17 protein-coding genes are annotated in these 16,985 nt (G+C 59.6%); 4 read left to right on the top strand and 13 right to left on the bottom strand.

From position 1 onward, the window contains the following. Positions 1–177: 177 nt before the first annotated feature. The 6 genes from FJ398_16615 to FJ398_16590 form a co-directional block, all read right to left on the bottom strand. A complete protein-coding gene (locus FJ398_16615; protein MBM3839554.1) occupies positions 178–1,077 on the bottom strand; it encodes a metal ABC transporter permease in 900 nt (299 codons plus the stop codon). Between the two features lie 147 nt (positions 1,078–1,224). Then, positions 1,225–1,956, bottom strand: a complete 732-nt coding sequence (locus FJ398_16610; protein MBM3839553.1) for a metal ABC transporter ATP-binding protein — start codon at positions 1,954–1,956, stop codon at positions 1,225–1,227. A gap of 142 nt (positions 1,957–2,098) precedes the next feature. Then, positions 2,099–3,112 carry a zinc ABC transporter substrate-binding protein gene (locus FJ398_16605; GenBank protein ID MBM3839552.1) on the bottom strand — a complete coding sequence of 338 codons (1,014 nt, stop codon included), beginning with the start codon at positions 3,110–3,112 and terminating at the stop codon, positions 2,099–2,101. Between the two features lie 99 nt (positions 3,113–3,211). Further along, complete coding sequence (locus FJ398_16600; GenBank protein MBM3839551.1) at positions 3,212–4,663, bottom strand: hypothetical protein; 1,452 nt, start codon at positions 4,661–4,663, stop codon at positions 3,212–3,214. Positions 4,664–4,744: 81 nt separating this feature from the next. Further along, the gene (locus tag FJ398_16595) at positions 4,745–5,092 is read right to left on the bottom strand and encodes a hypothetical protein (GenBank protein MBM3839550.1); all 348 of its coding nucleotides are present in this window, start codon (positions 5,090–5,092) and stop codon (positions 4,745–4,747) included. A gap of 195 nt (positions 5,093–5,287) precedes the next feature. Then, on the bottom strand, positions 5,288–5,743 hold the full coding sequence (locus FJ398_16590) for a TlpA family protein disulfide reductase (GenBank protein MBM3839549.1): 456 nt from the start codon (positions 5,741–5,743) through the stop codon (positions 5,288–5,290). A gap of 181 nt (positions 5,744–5,924) precedes the next feature. On the opposite strand from FJ398_16590, the gene FJ398_16585 reads away from it, so the two are divergent. From FJ398_16585 to FJ398_16570, 4 genes are all read left to right on the top strand, one after another. Beyond that, positions 5,925–6,644: a DUF1559 domain-containing protein gene (locus tag FJ398_16585; GenBank protein ID MBM3839548.1), complete on the top strand. Its 720-nt coding sequence runs from the start codon at positions 5,925–5,927 to the stop codon at positions 6,642–6,644. After that, the gene (locus FJ398_16580) at positions 6,641–7,573 is read left to right on the top strand and encodes a DUF1559 domain-containing protein (GenBank protein ID MBM3839547.1); all 933 of its coding nucleotides are present in this window, start codon (positions 6,641–6,643) and stop codon (positions 7,571–7,573) included. Before FJ398_16585 ends, FJ398_16580 begins: the two co-directional genes overlap by 4 nt. Positions 7,574–7,738: 165 nt before the next feature. Further along, complete coding sequence (locus FJ398_16575) at positions 7,739–8,095, top strand: DUF4198 domain-containing protein (protein ID MBM3839546.1); 357 nt, start codon at positions 7,739–7,741, stop codon at positions 8,093–8,095. Positions 8,096–8,529: 434 nt separating this feature from the next. After that, entirely contained in the window at positions 8,530–9,459 is a 930-nt protein-coding gene (locus tag FJ398_16570; GenBank protein ID MBM3839545.1) for a protein-signal peptide and transmembrane prediction, read from the top strand. Between the two features lie 258 nt (positions 9,460–9,717). On the opposite strand, the gene FJ398_16565 is transcribed toward FJ398_16570, so the two are convergent. The 7 genes from FJ398_16565 to FJ398_16535 form a co-directional block, all read right to left on the bottom strand. Further along, a complete protein-coding gene (locus tag FJ398_16565) occupies positions 9,718–10,746 on the bottom strand; it encodes a ThuA domain-containing protein (GenBank protein ID MBM3839544.1) in 1,029 nt (342 codons plus the stop codon). After that, on the bottom strand, positions 10,743–11,822 hold the full coding sequence (locus tag FJ398_16560; protein ID MBM3839543.1) for a hypothetical protein: 1,080 nt from the start codon (positions 11,820–11,822) through the stop codon (positions 10,743–10,745). The genes FJ398_16565 and FJ398_16560 overlap by 4 nt, the downstream gene beginning before the upstream one ends. A gap of 329 nt (positions 11,823–12,151) precedes the next feature. Then, positions 12,152–12,388, bottom strand: a complete 237-nt coding sequence (locus tag FJ398_16555; GenBank protein ID MBM3839542.1) for a hypothetical protein — start codon at positions 12,386–12,388, stop codon at positions 12,152–12,154. Between the two features lie 192 nt (positions 12,389–12,580). Next, positions 12,581–13,669 (bottom strand): DNA replication/repair protein RecF, encoded by a 1,089-nt coding sequence (locus FJ398_16550; GenBank protein MBM3839541.1) that lies wholly within the window; start codon positions 13,667–13,669, stop codon positions 12,581–12,583. 37 nt (positions 13,670–13,706) lie between these two features. Continuing rightward, the gene (locus FJ398_16545; protein MBM3839540.1) at positions 13,707–14,276 is read right to left on the bottom strand and encodes a hypothetical protein; all 570 of its coding nucleotides are present in this window, start codon (positions 14,274–14,276) and stop codon (positions 13,707–13,709) included. A gap of 186 nt (positions 14,277–14,462) precedes the next feature. Beyond that, complete coding sequence (locus FJ398_16540; protein MBM3839539.1) at positions 14,463–15,107, bottom strand: hypothetical protein; 645 nt, start codon at positions 15,105–15,107, stop codon at positions 14,463–14,465. A gap of 288 nt (positions 15,108–15,395) precedes the next feature. After that, entirely contained in the window at positions 15,396–16,799 is a 1,404-nt protein-coding gene (locus tag FJ398_16535; GenBank protein ID MBM3839538.1) for a PilT/PilU family type 4a pilus ATPase, read from the bottom strand. Positions 16,800–16,985 lie beyond the last annotated feature (186 nt).

Here is a 16,985-nt window from a genome sequence, read left to right as displayed (position 1 = left end):
CGCCGAAAACGGTCTGGGGCTGCGTTGCTCCTCGGTCGCAGAGCACTGGGGCTATGCTCCCTCGTCGCGCCTTGCCCCAGGCCGTTTTGGGCGCAACATAACTCCAGCCATTTGTGAGACACATCACTAGCTGCTAATTCTGAACAAACGACGGATTCACCGTCCTCATGCCTTAATTCAGGCATGCGCCCACCTCGCGGCGACCCGTCGCGCCAGCGCTCCCAGCGCGTAAATCGCCCCGAGCAAGGCCACGTCCGTCGCGCCTACGGGCAGATCCCAACGGTAAGCCAGGCAAAAGCCCGTCAGCGCCGTCACGCCGCCCAGCGCGGAGGCCAGCAGCGCGAATTGCCGCATGGTCCGCGCGAACAGGCGAGCCGTCAGGGGCGGAAAGAGAAGGAAACCAAAAGTCACGAGCGGTCCCGCCCCCAACACGGAGATCGAGATGGTCAACCCGATCAACAGGAACAGGCCTGCGTCCCAGAGGAGCACGTTCTTCTTCAGGCTGATGGCCATGTCCGGATCGAATGAGACGAGCAGGAATTCTTTCCGAAATACAAACAGCGCCGCCGCGACCAGGCTGAAGGCGGCCGCAGTCAGGACCAGCTCAAAATTGGAGATGGCGATGATTTCGCCTTTCAGCAGATCGAGCAAGCCGTGTTCGCCGATCGGGTTCTTCACGAGCAACAGAACGCTCCAGGCCCCGGCGAGGGCATAAGCCGTGCCCAGACGCGCTTCGACCGACCCGTGCCCGCGCCGGGCCAGGAAGGAGAACAGGACGATGGCCGCGAGGGTGAAGACGGTGGAACCCAAAAACGCCAGCGTATGCTCGCCAGCCGTCTCGTGCGCGTGCGGCAACAGCCCCCAGCCCTGCAACGCGAAGGCAAAAGCGATGCCGCAGGACGAAATCTGCGGCAGCGCGACCCCCATGAACACGAGCCGGCGCAAGACCAGATAGACGCCCACCAGCGGACACGTCAACCCGAAGACCACGCTGATATAAACCGAATTGTGCAGCAGGAAATCCGGGTCAAAAACTTCGAGCAAAGTTTGCACGATCAGGAAAAACTTCGGAATCAACCAATTCTACCGTTTCGAATCCCAAAGGGATTGGTGATAGCAGCGCACGCATCCGTGAAAAGAGCAGGCCGCGGCCGGGCACTGGCTGCCGCGAAAGGGCGCGAGGGCTTTCGTGTGTTTGGTGCGTTTCGTGGTCAGCCTTTCCGATCAACGCATCTCCAGTTCGAGGAGCGCTTCCATTTGGTCCCGCGCGAGCAATTCCGCGGCCGGGCCTTCGAGGATTTGACCCGGACGGAGCCAGATCACGTGCGGGATGTATTGCCGCACCACCGGCAGGTCGTGGCTCGCCATGAGGATCGTCTGCCGTTGCTCGGCGTGAATGCGCTGCAGCAACTCCATGATGGACTGCTTCACCGCCACGTCGATGCCGGACGTGGGCTCGTCCAACAGCAGAAAATCCGGTTTGGTCGCCAGCGCCCGCGCGATCAACACGCGTTGCTTCTGGCCGCCGGAAAGCTCGGAGAACTGTTTCCCGCTCAAATCCGCGGCGCCGGTTTGTTCCAGGCATTGATGCGCCCAGGCGCGTTCACTCTTGTCGATGAACCGCCCCGGCCCGACGCGCCCGCACACGCCCATCAACACGACTTCGTAGCTCGAAAGCAAAAAGATCGGGTCCAGCGATTCGCGTTGCGGCACGTAGCCGAGCACGGGATGGAGGCCGTTCATTGGCCTGAAGACCATGCGCCCGGACAGCGGTGGGATGATGCCGAGGAGCGTCCGAATCAAGGTGGATTTGCCCGACCCATTCGCGCCCAAGAGCCCGTAGAAGCAGCCTTGCGGGAAACGAAGGTTCACGTTTTCCAGCACGGGCTGGCGGCCATAGCCAACCGCCAGCCCTTCCAGAGTCAGGAAAGCATCTTCGCGATCATCCATATTCATCGAGACAGATTGCGAAGACGCTTTTCATGAACATGGTAGGGACGGATTCCACTCCGTCCCTGACTTTATGTCCACGGTCGAATACTCAATAACAGGGACGCGGTGGAACGCGTCCCTGCCAGGCGGCGGATTCTCTACCGGTTCATGGCTTCAACGCTTCGACAATCTGGCCGATATCGTAGTCGAACAGGTCGATGTAGTCTTTCACTTTCGCATTCCCGCCAACGCTGGTGGGAAGGATAAGCAGCTTTGCGCCGATGCTTCCGGCGACGTATTCGGGAGTCTTGCGCGGGCGGCACGGCTCAACGAGGACCAGCTTGACGCCTTCCTCCTTGGCGCGCGGGATAAGCGCGTTGATGTGGGTCGGCGACGGCTCGATTCCGGGTTTCGGCTCGATGGTTCCCGCCAACTCAAGGCCGAATCGTTCGAGAAAATAGCTGAACGATTTGTGGTAAGTGACGACCTTGAGGCCGCGCAAAGGTTCCATGCGTTTCGTCCATTCGGCCAGCTTCGCGTCCAGTCGCTGATTGAACGTTTTCAGGTTGGCTTCGTAGAAAGCAGCGTTCGGCGGGTCCAGCCGAGCGAAGGCCGCCGCCGCCGAGGCGGCGATGACTTTTCCGTTTGCCGGATCGAGCCAGCAATGCGGATTGCCCGACGGATGGACGTCGCCCATCGAGCGGTCCACGGGGCCGGACGGGACTTCGAGCACGGTGATCCCGCGCGAGAGGATCACATGACCAGGCGCGTCGTGAAGGATTTTCGCGTTGCGTGCCGCGTTGAGCAGCGGCGGCAGCCAGCCGATTTCTAGATCGAGGCCGCCTTCCAAAAGCACGTCCGCCTGGTTGAGCACGCGGATGAAGCTGGGCCGCGCATCAACGAAATGGGCATCCTCGGTGCCTCGGGCGATGGAGGTTACTTTCACCTTGTCGCCGCCGATTTCCTCGGCGATCGCGCCGAAGTCCGGGAGCGTGGCCACGACGTTGAGCTTCGCGTGCGCCGTGGTCGCAGCAAAGGCCAGAGCAAAGGCTAAGAGCGTGTTTTGAAAAGGGGTGGAACGGGCTGCCAGCCCGTTTTCGGCGGCAACTTGCCGCCGAACATTGCGGCAGGCTGGTAGCCTGCCGCAACAGGCCAGTGGCCTGTTCCACCCAAAAGGCATTTTCAAAACGCGCTCTAAGGAATGACGAATGAACTTCCAATGTCGAATGTCTGAGCCGTGTCTAATCAGTTTCGTTTTCATATCGGTTCTCCTTCGCGGTTAGAACTTGTGCGCGGCGTGCGCTCCCAGCAGGAACTCAAACTGCAGCCAGACAGAATGGTCGTCGCCCATCGTGTTGCGCCGGTCGTAATTGTATTGCAGCCGGAGCTTTGAGAATTCGCTGGGATACCAGGTGAGGTTCGGCGAAAGACGCCAGCGCGAGGCGCGGTCCGGGTCGGGACCGGCGATGGACTCATACTCCCCCTTCCGGTCCGGGAAAACGTAGTCGCCCCGCAACCCGGCGATCCAGCCTTTGCGGAATCCGTAGAGCATTTGGGAATACAGTCCGTAATCGGTGAGCCTCTCTCCCGACAGGTCCAGTTCGTTGACTCCGTCGCCATCGGCGTCCTCGGCAAAGGCGCCGGCTTTGAATCGGCGCAACATGGCCTCGGTTTGCCAGGCGACGAACGGGAATCCCGCGTGGTGCCGGGGTGATTTCCACTTCCAGAACAAATCAACGCCGAAGAGTTCCGTGTTCCCTCCGGTGCCATTGGGGCCGAAGGCGCCCGATGCGCCCGCGACGAGCGTTTGCGAGTCCGTCAGGTTGAACGACGCGACGTAGCGCGGCACGAAAAGCATGTCGTCCAGGTTCCGGACGCTGCCGGGTTCGCTCGGCCGGCCCAAGAAAGGTTCGCCTTCATTCTCGTTGCGGAAGCTGTGCGCCGTTTCGCCGTGGCTGTTTTGAATCGTTAAATAGAGTTCCGAGTAGAACGGCGTGGGCGTGAGCCACGAAACTCGCGCGCCGGCGCTGCGCAGCCCGTCGCCCCCGAGGAAACGGCCCATCACCAGCGGTTGGTCCACGAAATCCCACGAGTGCGGGTGGAACTGATTCTGGCGCCCGAACTCGGTGAAGAATTGTCCGGCGCGGACCTGCAAATTCGCCGGCAGGGCCATCGATTCCAGATAAGCTTCCTCGACTTCCAGGAACGATTCGCCTTCCCGGTCGATTTGCATGATGAGCGCCGCCAGACCTCGGAAATAAGGATCGACTTTGCCTTCGAGCGTGGTTTCGAGGTTCTGGACGGTGAAACCACGTTGCTTCGGATCGTGACCGCCTGTGGTCAATCCTTCGATCTCCTTCGCCGTCGAAGTGCCGGCGGTGAATAGTCCATCGAAAGAAAGATTGAGATAACTCCGCTGGCCGCCCAGGAGAGGGATCGGGTCGCTCGGCGACCAGGGTTTCGCGGCTGCTGAGGACGCTGCGGCGGTGCCGGATGGCGCGGACGGCGGCGGCGCGGTCGCGGGGCCGGGCGGTGGTTTCTGGAATTCCTCGATTTGTTTTTTGAGCGCTTCGATCTGGCGCTGCTGCTCGCGCTGAGTGCGCTCGAAGTTTTGCTGCATTTCCTGCAACTGCTTTTTCAGTTGCTCCAGTTGATTTGTCTCCTGGGCCTGGAGCGGCATCGCGCTCAGGCAAAGGGCAGAAGACCACCCCAAAAGATTCTTCAGGTTCATGTTTCTTCACCAAGGTTGCATGCGCGCGCACGCGTTCGGCGTGAGCGCAACTCAAAACGAAATGCTTCGGCCAGCTCAGGGCTAGCCGACCGACGGACGGGAAGAAACAGCCGCAGGCGGAGCGCGGCTTGACGAAAGGCGGTGCGGCACCGCCGGAAGCAGGACCGAACTGAAATGGGCGGACTGAACCCAAATCGCTTCCACGCGCTGGACACGAATGAGCTCCGGCTCGCTGAAGAGCAGTTTGCCATGGGCGAGCAGCGTGACGAGGCACTGATGCTTCGGGCTTTGAGCGTCGGGATGAGTCTCGGCGTGGAGCGCCGGGGATGCGGCGAGGACCGTCGTTCTTACCCAGAGGAACAACAGCAGTCCCACCAGGCTGGGTTTGCCCAGGCTGCGCAAACAACGCAATGTTGAACGCGCCTTCACAATGGTCCGCACTCAACCAAGCGCGCCGGGACTTTGCAAGCGTTCTCTTTGAGTGGGGGAAAAAGTTGAGAGCGGCTTGAGTTGAGAGTTGAGTGGTGGGGCGAGGCTCCGCCGAGCCTTTCCAGTCGGAGAAAGTGCGATCCTGCTCTCAACTCTCAACTCGAAACCGGAAACCCGAAACTCGAAACTGATCACCTACTTCAGCAGCGCCTTGATCTCCTTCTCGAACTGGTTCTTGGGCGCGTAGCCGACGTGCTTGTGCGCGATCTTCCCTTCCCGGTCGATCACGAATGTGGTCGGAATAGCTTCGACGCCGCCGAAGAGGTCGGCGGTCTTGCCATCGTCCATGACGATCGGATAGTTGATCTCGTACTTCTTCATGAAGGGCTTCACGATCTTGGGCCCTTGATCGTCCAGCGAAACTCCCACGATCACCAATCCTTCTTTGCCGTATTGCTTCTGCAGCTCCACAAAACCGGGAATCTCCTGGCGGCACGGCCCGCACCACGTGGCCCAAAAATCCAGAATCACGACTTTGCCGGCGAAGTCCGACGATTTGACCGGCTTCCCGTCCACGTCTTTGAGGCCGAGCAAGCGATTTATTCCCCAGGGTTGCGAAAGGAGCGCGGGCAGCCTGACCGCCCTCGAAATCCCCTAAGATAGGCCAAAGATATTTGAAACGTAACCACGGACACGGCTTCGCACGGATAGGAAGGAATTTATCCGCGTCAATTTGGGTGTCAGCTTCATTGGGTGGAACGGGCTACCAGCCCGTTTTCGGCGGCAACCTGCCGCCGAATCTCAACGGTCGAATGGCAACCTTGCGACCTGAATCGGGCGAGCGTTCACTCTGATCGAACTGCTCGTCGTCATCGCGATCATCGCGGTGCTGGCGAGCTTGCTTTTGCCAGCGCTCTCGAAGGCCAAGGAAAAGGCGCGGCAAGCGAAATGCCGCGGCAATTTGCGGCAGATCGGTTTAGGCCTCCTCATGTATGCCCAGGATCACGAGCGGTATCCTTACCTGACGACCGTGATCGACTTTCAAACTAACTTCTTCGATTTCGACAAACCGCTCGAACCTTACACGCAAGGCAACTGGACCAACGCCCTCTACCGGTGCCCTTCTTATCGCGGGCCGACTTATCTGAGGAAGAATTCAGGCGGCACCGGTCTGGCCAATCCCGCCGGAAGCTACGGTTACAATGCGTGGGGAACACGCAATAGCAGTACTGATGTGCTGGGCCTGGGCGGCTTCTTCGTCCCCGGCTTCGACAGCGGCACGCACAAGGAATCCGAAATCCGCGCGCCGAGCGACATGCTCGCCATCGGCGATGCCATGGGATTTGACAACGATTATTTCGTCCGAGCCATCAACAATCACGCTCCGTCCACTTCCTGGCCCTATCCGAGCCACCATCCAAACTTGAACTTCGTCTTCTGCGATGGCCACGTCGAGTTGAACCACATGGTTCGCCTGTACCAGCGCGCCGAATCAGCCCGGCGTCGCTGGAACTTTGACAACGAACCGCATCCGGAGACGTGGGAGAAATGAGCCTGGCCGAGCATGCCTTCAATCGCACGGGGACCGCACGCGCCCTCGCGTGCCGTGGTCGGCGCCCTCGCCGACCACACAGGTGCGGTCGATGGGCTCGTCCTTTGATGACGGAAGCACGACGACGATCGGCCGACCGGCGAGGCGCCGGTCGGAACACGCGAGGGCGCGTGCGCTCCCCACTCTCTGCAATGGAATCGAGCCGAGGTTTCACCTTGACCGAGCTGCTCGTCGTCATTGCAGTCATCGCGCTCCTCGCGAGCTTGCTTTTGCCGGCGCTCTCGAAGGCCAAGGAGAAGGCGCGCCAGGCTCGATGCCAGGGCAACTTGCGGCAAATTGGCCTGGGGTTGATCCTTTATGTGCAGGACCAGGAGCGTTATCCCTACTCGGTGGTATTTCGGGAACCGACGACGCTCTACACCTGGGACAAGTCGGTGGAGCCTTATCTGGAGAACAACTGGACGAACGCTCTCTTCAAGTGTCCCAGCTACCGGGGGCCGACCTATCCCATCGCGCCAAGCCCGCCCGGGCTGTTCCGTGATCCTGCGCGCAGCTATGCCTACAACGCGCGAGGAACCGATCTCAGGGTCTCCGGGACCGGGAGACCGCTCCTCGGACTGGGTGGCTGGAGCATAGTGGGGCTGGACGAAAAGCCGCACAAGGAACCTGAAATCAGCGCTCCGGGCGACATGATCGCGATTGGCGATACCATCCGCTATGCAGACCAGGAGTATCTAGTTCAGTCGTTTCGTTACACCGGCGGTTACCTGCCCAGCCACCGGAGTGGACGTCCGGGACTGAATCTTGTCTTTTGCGACGGCCATGTGGAATTCAATCGTGCGGACCGACTCTTCGAGCGCTTGCCAACACCTCGCCGCCGCTGGAACTACGACAACGAACCACATCCCGAAACGTGGGAGAAACCGTGAATTTGAGTCGAAAACTTGGGCAACGCAGCCGTGGGGAGCACACGCGCCCTCGCGTGTTTCGACCGGCGCCTCGCCGGTCGAAATTGCCGCGTCGGCTCGTTCCCCGATGCGGTGTGCTCAAGTGCCGGAAAGTGGTTGGCGAGGGCGCCGGTATATGTGTTTAGCGTGCGTGCCTTCGACGTAGCGCAGAGTTGCACTCTGCCGTATCGCCGATTTGCAATCGGCAGCGCGGCGACAAATTCCGGAACGCCCGATTGGATGACGGTGGCCGTGGAAGCGCGCTCGTTCGCGAAACGGAAATTCTTCCGGCTGCCCAGCGGGAAACCGCACGACTTGAAACTCACGGAGGGCGCCACTGTCAGCGGCCGGGTTCTGCGCGACGGGAAGCCGCTGAAGAATCTGGAGATGGTGTTGGAGCCGGGCAAATTCACGCCGCCGGATTTCCGCAAGCCAGGCGGCCTGGGACCGGACATGCAACCCAAGGACAAGCCGTTGCGTGGCGCGGAGTCGCCGAGCTTTTGAAACTGGACCTGCAATTTCAACAGGAGGCAACAGAGCTAACGGAGGTGAAGGTGCGCTTCTCGGCAGGCCGCGCCGTGGATTTTCGAGCGACACTTTCCCCCTCACCCCGTCCCCTCCCTCAGGGAGAGGGGAAAGGCATCCCGCGCGGAGAACAACCCAGCACTCAAAGCCATTCGAAATGCGCCGGTCGATGGTCTTTCCCCACGAACCTGATTCAACCACCGATTACACGGATCACACGGATAAAGACCGCTTCTCGATCCGAAATCCGTGGATCAAAAAACAACCTTTCGGAAGTGAAAGTGGGGCGAGCGAGCCAACGTGCCGAGACGAAGGCTCGGCAGGAGACTCGCCCCACCGACGTTTACTGAGGGTTGCGAGAGGCGATGGATTTTTGGCTTTCCATCCGTTGGCCGCGACCTAAAAGCAAGGGCATGATCAAGCCCTTCATCCTTTCATCCGCGCCCCTGATCTCAATCGTCCTGCTGTGCTTCATGGCTCCCACCTCAAATTGTGCCGAATCGCAATTGCAACTCACCCTGCGATCTCAAGTGAGGGCGCAGGCGGCACTGGATTCTGGAAACCAGGCGCGGGCTGCAACACTGACCACGTTTCTAATGACTGAGAAGAAGGCAACCTGGGATCCCAGGAAGACCGCCCTCATCATCTGTGACATGTGGGACGATCACTGGTGCAAGTCAGCGGCGGCGCGGGTTGCGGAATTGGCCGGTCCGCTGAACGAGGTGGTCAAAGCGGCGCGGGCCAAAGGCGTCTTCGTCATCCACGCGCCGAGCAGCGTCGTGAATTTCTACCAGGACACGCCGCAACGAAAGCGCGCGCAGGCCGCGCCTTTCGTCAAACCGCCCGTCTCGCTTTCCACTGCCGAACGCTGGGGTACGACGTGGTGCTGGCCCGACCCGGCGCGAGAAACGGATTTGCCAATCGATGATTCCGACATGGGCTGCGATTGCGCGGTGAAATGCAAAATCCGCGACGCCTGGACCCGGCAAATCGCAACGATCCAGATCGGCGAGCTGGACGCAATCACGGACAACGGTCAGGAGACCTACAATCTGCTGCAAGCGCGTGGGATCGAAAACGTGATCCTGACCGGCGTCCACTTGAACATGTGCGTGCTGGGGCGTCCGTTCGGGATTCGGCAGATGGTGAAAGTCGGGAAAAACGTGGCGTTGATGCGCGACCTGACCGACACGATGTACAACCACGAGAAGAAGCCGTTCGTGAATCATTTCGCCGGCACCGATCTGGTCGTCGCGCACGTGGAGAAATTCTGGTGCCCGACGTTCACCAGCGGGGACATTACCAGCCGTCCGCCATTCCGGTTTAAGGAGGCATCCAAGTAGGGCAGGCATCCTGCCGGCCTTGCGGGGAGTTCAAAGTTTAAGGTTCCAAGTTCAAAGTTAGCGCCTGAAGGTTGCCACTCCTGTTTTCCCAACAGCAGGCAACAGAGCGAACAGAGGCGTAGCGCAGATTTGCAATCTGTCGTATCGCGGAATTGCATTCCGCAGGGCTCGACAAGCTCCGGATCCCTGGAACTCGCCTGACGCTTGGCCGTTTTTCGCAGGGGCAGGCAGGATTGCTGCATGCATGCCTGCCCGACTTTACCTTAGCTCGTGATCCGCTGGCTTCACGCCGCGCTTGAATTTCCCAAAGCCGAAGAACGTGGGCTTGAATTCGCCGACGTAATCGACGTTGCTTTTGGCCGGAATTCTGTTTTCCAGACCCACGCCCCAATAGCACGCGTTGACCAACAAACGCCGCAAGCCCTCGCTTTCCAGGTCCGGCGCAGCGCCGATGGTGGCGCCGATAATGCGCGAGGTCTTGCCGCTTTCGCCCGTGTAATTCCGAGTCCAGATCAGCGGCATCATCGGCTCGTTCTTTTTGCCCACGACTGGTTTGTCGCTCGGATTCATGCCTTCCAGCACCTGGCCATGCACCAGGATCTGAGTGTCTTTGGGCAGATGGATGATGCCGTACACGTCCGTCGGGCCCCAGATGTCATCGACGCCGCGCAGGGTCGGATGATTTTTCAGCTCCGGATTGATGACGCCGCGCGTGCTTTCCTTGCCGTGATTGCCGTGATGGCTGATCCAGGTGTCGCCGAGCACCTGCTGGCCGAAGCCGCCGGGCCATTCCTTGCTGCGCCAGTCCCACTTCAAATAGCGGCTTTGCTTGTTGCGCTTGATCTCGAACGCGTGCGTGGAAGTACGGATGCCCAGGATCGGTTTGCCGGATTTCAGGAAGTCCTCAAAGTATTTCATCTGGTCATCCGGCGGCTCGCGAAAGCGCGTGAACAGGACCATCATGTCCGCGGACTTGAGGTGCTCCAGCCCGACGATGTTGGTCTGGTTATTCGGATCAATGGCGCCGTCGGCGGGATTGATCGGGAAGAGGACGGTGCACTTGAAGCCGTGCCGGACCGCGAGAATCTTGGCCAGCATGGGCATGCCTTCTTCGGAGCGATATTCTTCGTCGCCGGTGACAAAGACGATGTGTTTGCCTTTGCCGGGGCCATCCTTGCCGTCATAGACCACCCAATCACCGGCGTGGGTTTGCGAACAGGTGGTGAGCGCGAGGGTGCTCAGCAGGACTGTCAGGAATTTCATTGCGATCCCATGGGTGGATTTCATGGGCTGATTCTTAACCGAGCCTCGGCAAAAGGACAATTGATTAGTAAGGGATCTGAGCGCAGCCAGATTCGCGCGGCTTGTATTACTTTCATCGGGTTCTCTCGGGTCAACTCCTGCAACACTTCGAGGATGATCTTTTCGGTCGGCACTTGAAGTCCAAAGTCCATTGCCAACTTCCTCTGCTCAGCCAGTAACTCCTCCAATTCGCCCCCTTTCGGCAAGAAGGCGAGCTTTGCTGGAGGATTTCGACACCGCGCCTCGAATTCTTTCAGCGGCGCTAAAGCGGCAAACTCCTCGATTACTTCCTTTTGCTGGTCAATGGTCATTGATGGCAGCTTGACCATCGCTTCAGCAGCGAGTTTGCATTCGTGACCGTCGAAATGCTTGAAGAGAATGCTGGCGCATTCTTCGTCCGAGAGAATCAAAAGAGCTGCTAGCTTTTGCAGAAGAGATAGAGCCGTCTCCGTTTTGGGTTCGTCTTTCAGCAGGCCGCTCAACCAATCGTCAGTGGCTCGGCCCATCTTGACGGGGTTCTCACGGATCAGTTCCTTCAACACTTCAACGGTGATCGCGTCGGCGCCAAGACCAAGATCGAAGTCCAGCTCCAACTTCGACCTTTCAGCTTGTGTCCTGGCCCATTTCGATCTCACAGCCTGTAACGCCATCCCCATCCGCTCCACGGTTGCCATGGGAGCTCGGCCCTCAGGAGCACGCTCAGTCCGCCCAGTTTCCAGCGGGCCGACAATCGCCGCGGCTTTGTCTGCGCCAACGGCCTTCTCCAGAACGGCGCGGGTGTACTCGACGAAGCCTGCCAAAGCCGAATTTGCCGAGATAACCAATTCGAAGAATTCTTTCACGATCGCTTTCTGTTGGTCGGCGTTCAATGGTTCCAGTCCGGCGACTTCTGCTTCCAAAATAGCAGCATTGTGTTCCCCCAAGTTGGTGGAGCAGGCTTCTCGCTCTCTCATCGCCCAATAGGAGTAACAGACAGGCTCGCCAGCGGTTGGCAGAAAAGGAAAAACCCGGTCGCGCACCAAATGAATTGCCGCGATTGTCTGACGAGTCTCCAGAGGCATGCCTTCGGGTCGTCGCGAGCCGGTCTTGAGCGAGAACGGATCGGATTCGGGTGCGCGGCCAGAGTGCTCACTTGGGGACGACTGATCAACGAAATGGAGAAGGAAGGATGGTGCATGTGTGTGGTTGTTCGGCGCTTCGATAGGGACAGGACGCTGCAATAAACCCAATTCATCACTCCCGATCGCGGGGAATTCCAGCTCAGGGAGATCGCTGTAAAAGCAATCCGGGTATCAAGGTTATCGGCACAAGGATACTTAACGCTGATCGCGCCCGCTTTGATCTGCATCAAAAGATCGCGAGACAGAGGAGGCAGGAGAGGTTGGAGAATTCAATCGGGCCGCGCTTCATCACCGACTTGCCCTTCGCCCGCGACAATGTCCGCGGCGATATAGCGGCTCATTTCCGGCCCGGAGATCTTGATCTCGCCGACCTTCAAGCCGCGCCGGTACAGATTCATGCGTTGGCCCACTTGCGGCAGTTTGCTGAGGTAAAAATCGATCACCACAAAGCCGGAAGTTGGATTGACCGCCTTCACGGTTCCCTTCGTCTCCAGGATCGGAGTCACCCGAGGGAATTTCTCGGCTGGCGCTGAGACCGCCCTTGGGGCCTGGTTTCGTTTTGCCGGGGCGGGCCTGGGTTTGTTCCAGGAAGGCGGTGTCGTGGCCGTGTCCGTGGAGTTGGCATGTTTGCATCCCGGCAGAAGCGATACGCTTGTCAGGAGAGCCCAGGTGAATCGCATGAAATTCAGTTAAGTCAATCAACCAGGGTGCGTCAATGGACAAACCGTCCCGGACTCGACGCTCCACCGCACGAGGTCCCGTCCGAGCTCTTCCGGCCAATCTTCCTTTGTGACGGTCATGAAAACCTGGCTCCGGCTGCGGTGCGCGCGGCGAAGCAAAGGAAGAAGACCGCGGCGACGCTTCGGGTCCAACTCGCCCATGATGTCGTCGATCAGCAGCACCGGCGCGCTTCCGTGAATGCCGGTCAGATATTCCGCCTGGGCCATTTTCAAAGCGATGGCAATCGACCGCTTCTGGCCTTCGCTGGCAAATTGAGCCGCTAACCGATCTTCCAGCACCAACCGCAGCTCGTCGCGATGCGGGCCAACGACGGTGGAGCGCAGCACGTGTTCCCGCGCCCGGGACTGGGCCAGTTCGACCGCAAAGTCCGCCCGGACGGAGGGTTGATACTCCAGACGCAACTCCTCCGCCTCGGCCGCGATCCGCAGATACGCCAGGCGCGCCAGCGGAGAAAAGCGAGGCAGCAGTTCGCGCCGAAATCGAGTCAGTTGATTCCCGGTCAGGACCAGTTCGCGTGTGAAACTTTCCAGCGCCGCCGGGTCTGACAGGCGCTGCTTCAGCAAGGCGTTGCGGGAGCGCAAGGCCCGGGCGTACCGCTGGAGCAAAGGAAGATACGTGGGCTGGGTTTGAGCCAGGAGCAAGTCCAGAAAACGGCGGCGACGGCTCGCGGCGCCTTTCACCAACTGCAAATCCTCCGTGCAGAACACTACCGCGCGCAAAAGCCCAAAGTATTCCGACAGCTTTCGCACCGGGCGTCCATCCAGGCTGAGCTTTCGCTGCTGCGCGGACCAGTACATTTTGATCTCGTGCTCGTCCGGGCCGATGACGCGCGCGCCGACGAAATAACCGCGCTGATCGTGCCGGGTGATCTGCGCGCCACCGACTCCGCGAAACGAGCGCAAGGTCGCCAGCAGATAGATCGCTTCCAGAATATTCGTCTTTCCCTGGGCGTTGTCCCCGATCAAAAGATGAAACCCCGGCGACAAATCGAGATCCAGGCGCGAGTAATTGCGGAAGTCCCGAAGCCGTAGGTGAGCCAGATGCACGGGAAGGAATTACTCGCGAGGCCCCCAGGCTGTCAGTTCATTTTTGTTCGTTCCACAAGCCTAGCCCCTGCTCTCGGGCTTTTCGTTCCGCGCGGAGCAGGTCGTAAAGTTCGTCCCGCGCCAGGCCTTTGAGGTAATTCCGATTCAGCCGCGCAAGGCCGGCCTCTACCAGGACCGCGTTGACGTTCGTCTCGCCTCGATACGCCACGCCCAACCCGGTCCGGAGCGGGCTGAGAAAAGTCGCTGCGACGCGCACGTCGTTCGAGAGAATCAATTCGGTGAACCGTGACTTGCACTGCTCTTTGAACTCGGCGGCGGCTTCATCCGAACGGTTGGTGGCCGCAATCGGCTCGAAGCCGGTCAATTGGAAATTGAACAAGAGACCCTGGGCGGTCCTCATTTGAAAAGCGTATTCCCCCGTCACTTTGATAACCTGGCCCAAAACCGATTCGCGGTCCTGGCCAGGGTTCTCGCGGCTGATCTGCCAGGCTTGATAGTAATCGACCGCCGGGTGGAGAACGGAGCGTTTCTGGTAGAGCAACGCCCCCAACGCGGCGAGCAAGCCGTAGAAGACCACGAGCACCAGTTTGTGCAAGATGTGAAACATACTCCGCGACGAGATCGGATTCGCTGCAGCGTCAAAACGTTACAATGTTGCAGCGTCAAAGGGGTTAAATGAGTTAAATGAGTTAGATGAGTTAAATCGGTGAAAGGGCTGGCGCTCGGTTCCAGAAAGTTTCTTTGCTCCGTGTTCTCCGTTTGCTCCTGTTACCTTTGAATTGTTGTTCTTCTGTTAGCTTGCGCGTGGACCTTCCTTCGGATCAAAGAGGCGAATCCGTGGGTCGCGCTTGGGTTCGGGCGGCGGCGGCGCGGGCCGGACGCTGACTTTGACGGGGTCGGGCTGGACCGAGCGTTCCACGGAAATCAGGAGCATGTTCACCTCCGGATTGCGGTGCGGACGCGGGTCGATCCCGTGCCGCCGCAAGGTCTCGAACGCCAAAACGCAATTCTGCGCATTGTCGAAACGGAAGACTTCCCGGGCGAAGACTTTCTCCAACCAGGACCCGCGGCGCGCGTTCTTCAACCCCATCACAAAGGCCGCGGGCTGTTCCGGATGATGAACGCCTTCCAGGAAGGCCAGCAGGAGCGTCAAGCGCCGCCAGCCCCGGTCTTGAACCCAGCGCAGCAAACGCAGCAAATAGTTCTTCCGCTCGACGTAGGTGCTCTGGGTGATGACACCGGTGAGCGGTTCGGCGATCTTGGCGCCGAAATAGGGCGCCCAGAGGAGGGCGTTGATCACCGCGAGAATCACGCACACCGCGAGGTTGAACGCGCCCATCACGTCCCCGGATTCGGGATGCTCTCCAGCATAGCGGCGCGTGGTTACGAGGCCGTAGAACAGCGCTGCGCCGAAGATGATTCTGAGCAAAACTAACATCGGGCCACGAACTGTGTCATGTGTTTCAAGTGCAAGTGTGCCAATGCGCCATGAACCGGCGCCACTGGCTTAACTGCGTCTGAACCCAGCGAGGGGGGCAGTTAGAATCTTCTTCCTCTCCCCGCAAGGCACGAGTGGGGAGAGGACCGAGGAGAGGGGCCACCCATAGCGACCGCCCTCCTCTCCCCGACCCTCTCCTCCCTTCGCAGGGAAGAGAGGGAGAAATCCCAATGCAACTCTCGTTTTCACAGGTTAGTTCAACACCAGTCGTTCGGTGCCAGGTCCTGTCTATTCATCCGGCTTCAAGATCGGCGTATGCGTGACGATGCCGCGCAGGCTCATTTCCAGTTTGTGCTTGTTGACCGCGTAGTGCAACGCGGTTTCCCGTGAAATGACGCCGGCGGCGAGCAGTTCGCTCAGGTATTGGTCGAACGTGTGCATGCCCTGGTTCACGGAAACCTCGATGATCCCGGTCAACAGCTCCAGATGGTTCGCGCGAATCGCTTCCTGAATGCCCGCGTCGCGCCGCAGAATTTCCAGGCATGGCGTGCGGGTTCCGTGGACGTTCGGGATGAGCCGCTGGCAAAGAATCGAGTTGACGTTTCGGGCAAGCAGACTGCTGATGCCCGCTTGCTCGGAGGCCGGATAATACTCGCGGATGCGCCCGATCGCTTGCGCCACCGTGTCCGCGTGCAGCGTCGTCAACACGAGGTGGCCGGTCTCCGCGGCTTGCATGGCGGTGAAGATGCTTTCCCGGTCGCGAATTTCGCCGATGAAAATGACGTTCGGGTCCTGGCGCATGGCGTTGCGGATGCCGTCGGCGAACGACGCCGTGTCAATCCCGACCTCGCGCTGCTCGAACTGCGCCAGGCAATCCTCGAAGACGTATTCGATCGGATCTTCGATCGTGATGATTCGCGCCGGGCGGGTCTCGTTGATTTCCTGGAGCAACGCGCGCAACGTCGTGCTCTTGCCCTGGCCGGTCGGGCCGGTGGCCAGGACGAGGCCGCGAGGTTCCTTGACGAGATCCTTCAGGGAATCGGGCAATTGCAGGTCGCTCAGCTTCAGCCGCTGCTGCGGCACGATACGGAAGGAAAACGATTGCCGGCCTTTCTGTTTGCTGAAATTGGCGCGGTAACGCTGATCGCCGTAGTAGAAGCTCAGATCAAGTTCGGCCGCCTTTTCGATCCGGGCGCAGAGTTCCGATGAGAAATTCTCCCGCAGCAACGCGCCAAGTTCCTCAGGGGTGGGGGCCGGGGACAATTCAATCGGGACGCGCAGCAGGTTGCCGTGGACGCGGATGGTGTAAGGCCGCTCGGCCTGGCCGTGGAGGTCGGTGGCCTCCCGCTCGCGGCAATAATCCAGGAGCCGGCTCAGTTGCGTGTCGGGGCGGACGTATTCCATGGGATGGAGAGATAGAGCAGCTTCACCAGGCCGATTTTTAGCAGTATCGATGCCAGAGACAAGAGTTTGGCTGCCTCTCGGCCCAGTTTTTGCATCCCTGTCTTCGGGCGAAGTAGCGCAGGCTTTCGAGCCTGCGGGTTCACGGAGCTTTCCAGCTCCGTTTCGCGAGCGGCGCCGATGGGGACTGGAAAGTCCCCTGAACCGGGAGGCAGGAAAAGCCTGCCCCACAACGCCGGTGTTCCACATGCAAGAACTGAGAGGCGACCGACTGCACCGCGATCGTTTCATCTTGCTTGTCACTCCAACGCTTCCTTCCTAACTTGCCGCCTCATGAAAACGGGTTTCGTCCTAAGGGTCTGTGCAAAAATAAATTCCGGTTTTGCTGGAGGCGATTTCGCTTTCTGGCGAGGCACGACGAAGGAGCATAGCCAGGGCTCTGCGACTGAGGAGAAACGAAGCCAGAAAGCGAAATCG

The organism is Verrucomicrobiota bacterium (genome assembly GCA_016871535.1).
Taxonomy (GTDB): Bacteria; Verrucomicrobiota; Verrucomicrobiia; order Limisphaerales; family SIBE01; genus VHCZ01.
The sequence above is the reverse complement of the archived record's forward strand: the minus strand, read 5'-3'. Positions and strand labels throughout refer to the sequence as shown.

What these genes read in the sequence shown, in the direction of transcription:
- FJ398_16610 (MBM3839553.1), bottom strand. Translation starts at nt 1,956, where the DNA reads ATGAATATGGATGATCGCGAAGATGCTTTCCTGACTCTGGAAGGGCTG.
- FJ398_16605 (MBM3839552.1), bottom strand. Translation starts at nt 3,112, where the DNA reads ATGCCTTTTGGGTGGAACAGGCCACTGGCCTGTTGCGGCAGGCTACCA.
- FJ398_16600 (MBM3839551.1), bottom strand. Translation starts at nt 4,663, where the DNA reads ATGAACCTGAAGAATCTTTTGGGGTGGTCTTCTGCCCTTTGCCTGAGC.
- FJ398_16580 (MBM3839547.1), top strand. Translation starts at nt 6,641, where the DNA reads ATGAGCCTGGCCGAGCATGCCTTCAATCGCACGGGGACCGCACGCGCC.
- FJ398_16570 (MBM3839545.1), top strand. Translation starts at nt 8,530, where the DNA reads ATGATCAAGCCCTTCATCCTTTCATCCGCGCCCCTGATCTCAATCGTC.
- FJ398_16565 (MBM3839544.1), bottom strand. Translation starts at nt 10,746, where the DNA reads ATGAAATCCACCCATGGGATCGCAATGAAATTCCTGACAGTCCTGCTG.
- FJ398_16560 (MBM3839543.1), bottom strand. Translation starts at nt 11,822, where the DNA reads ATGCCTCTGGAGACTCGTCAGACAATCGCGGCAATTCATTTGGTGCGC.
- FJ398_16545 (MBM3839540.1), bottom strand. Translation starts at nt 14,276, where the DNA reads ATGTTTCACATCTTGCACAAACTGGTGCTCGTGGTCTTCTACGGCTTG.
- FJ398_16540 (MBM3839539.1), bottom strand. Translation starts at nt 15,107, where the DNA reads ATGTTAGTTTTGCTCAGAATCATCTTCGGCGCAGCGCTGTTCTACGGC.
- FJ398_16535 (MBM3839538.1), bottom strand. Translation starts at nt 16,799, where the DNA reads ATGAAACGATCGCGGTGCAGTCGGTCGCCTCTCAGTTCTTGCATGTGG.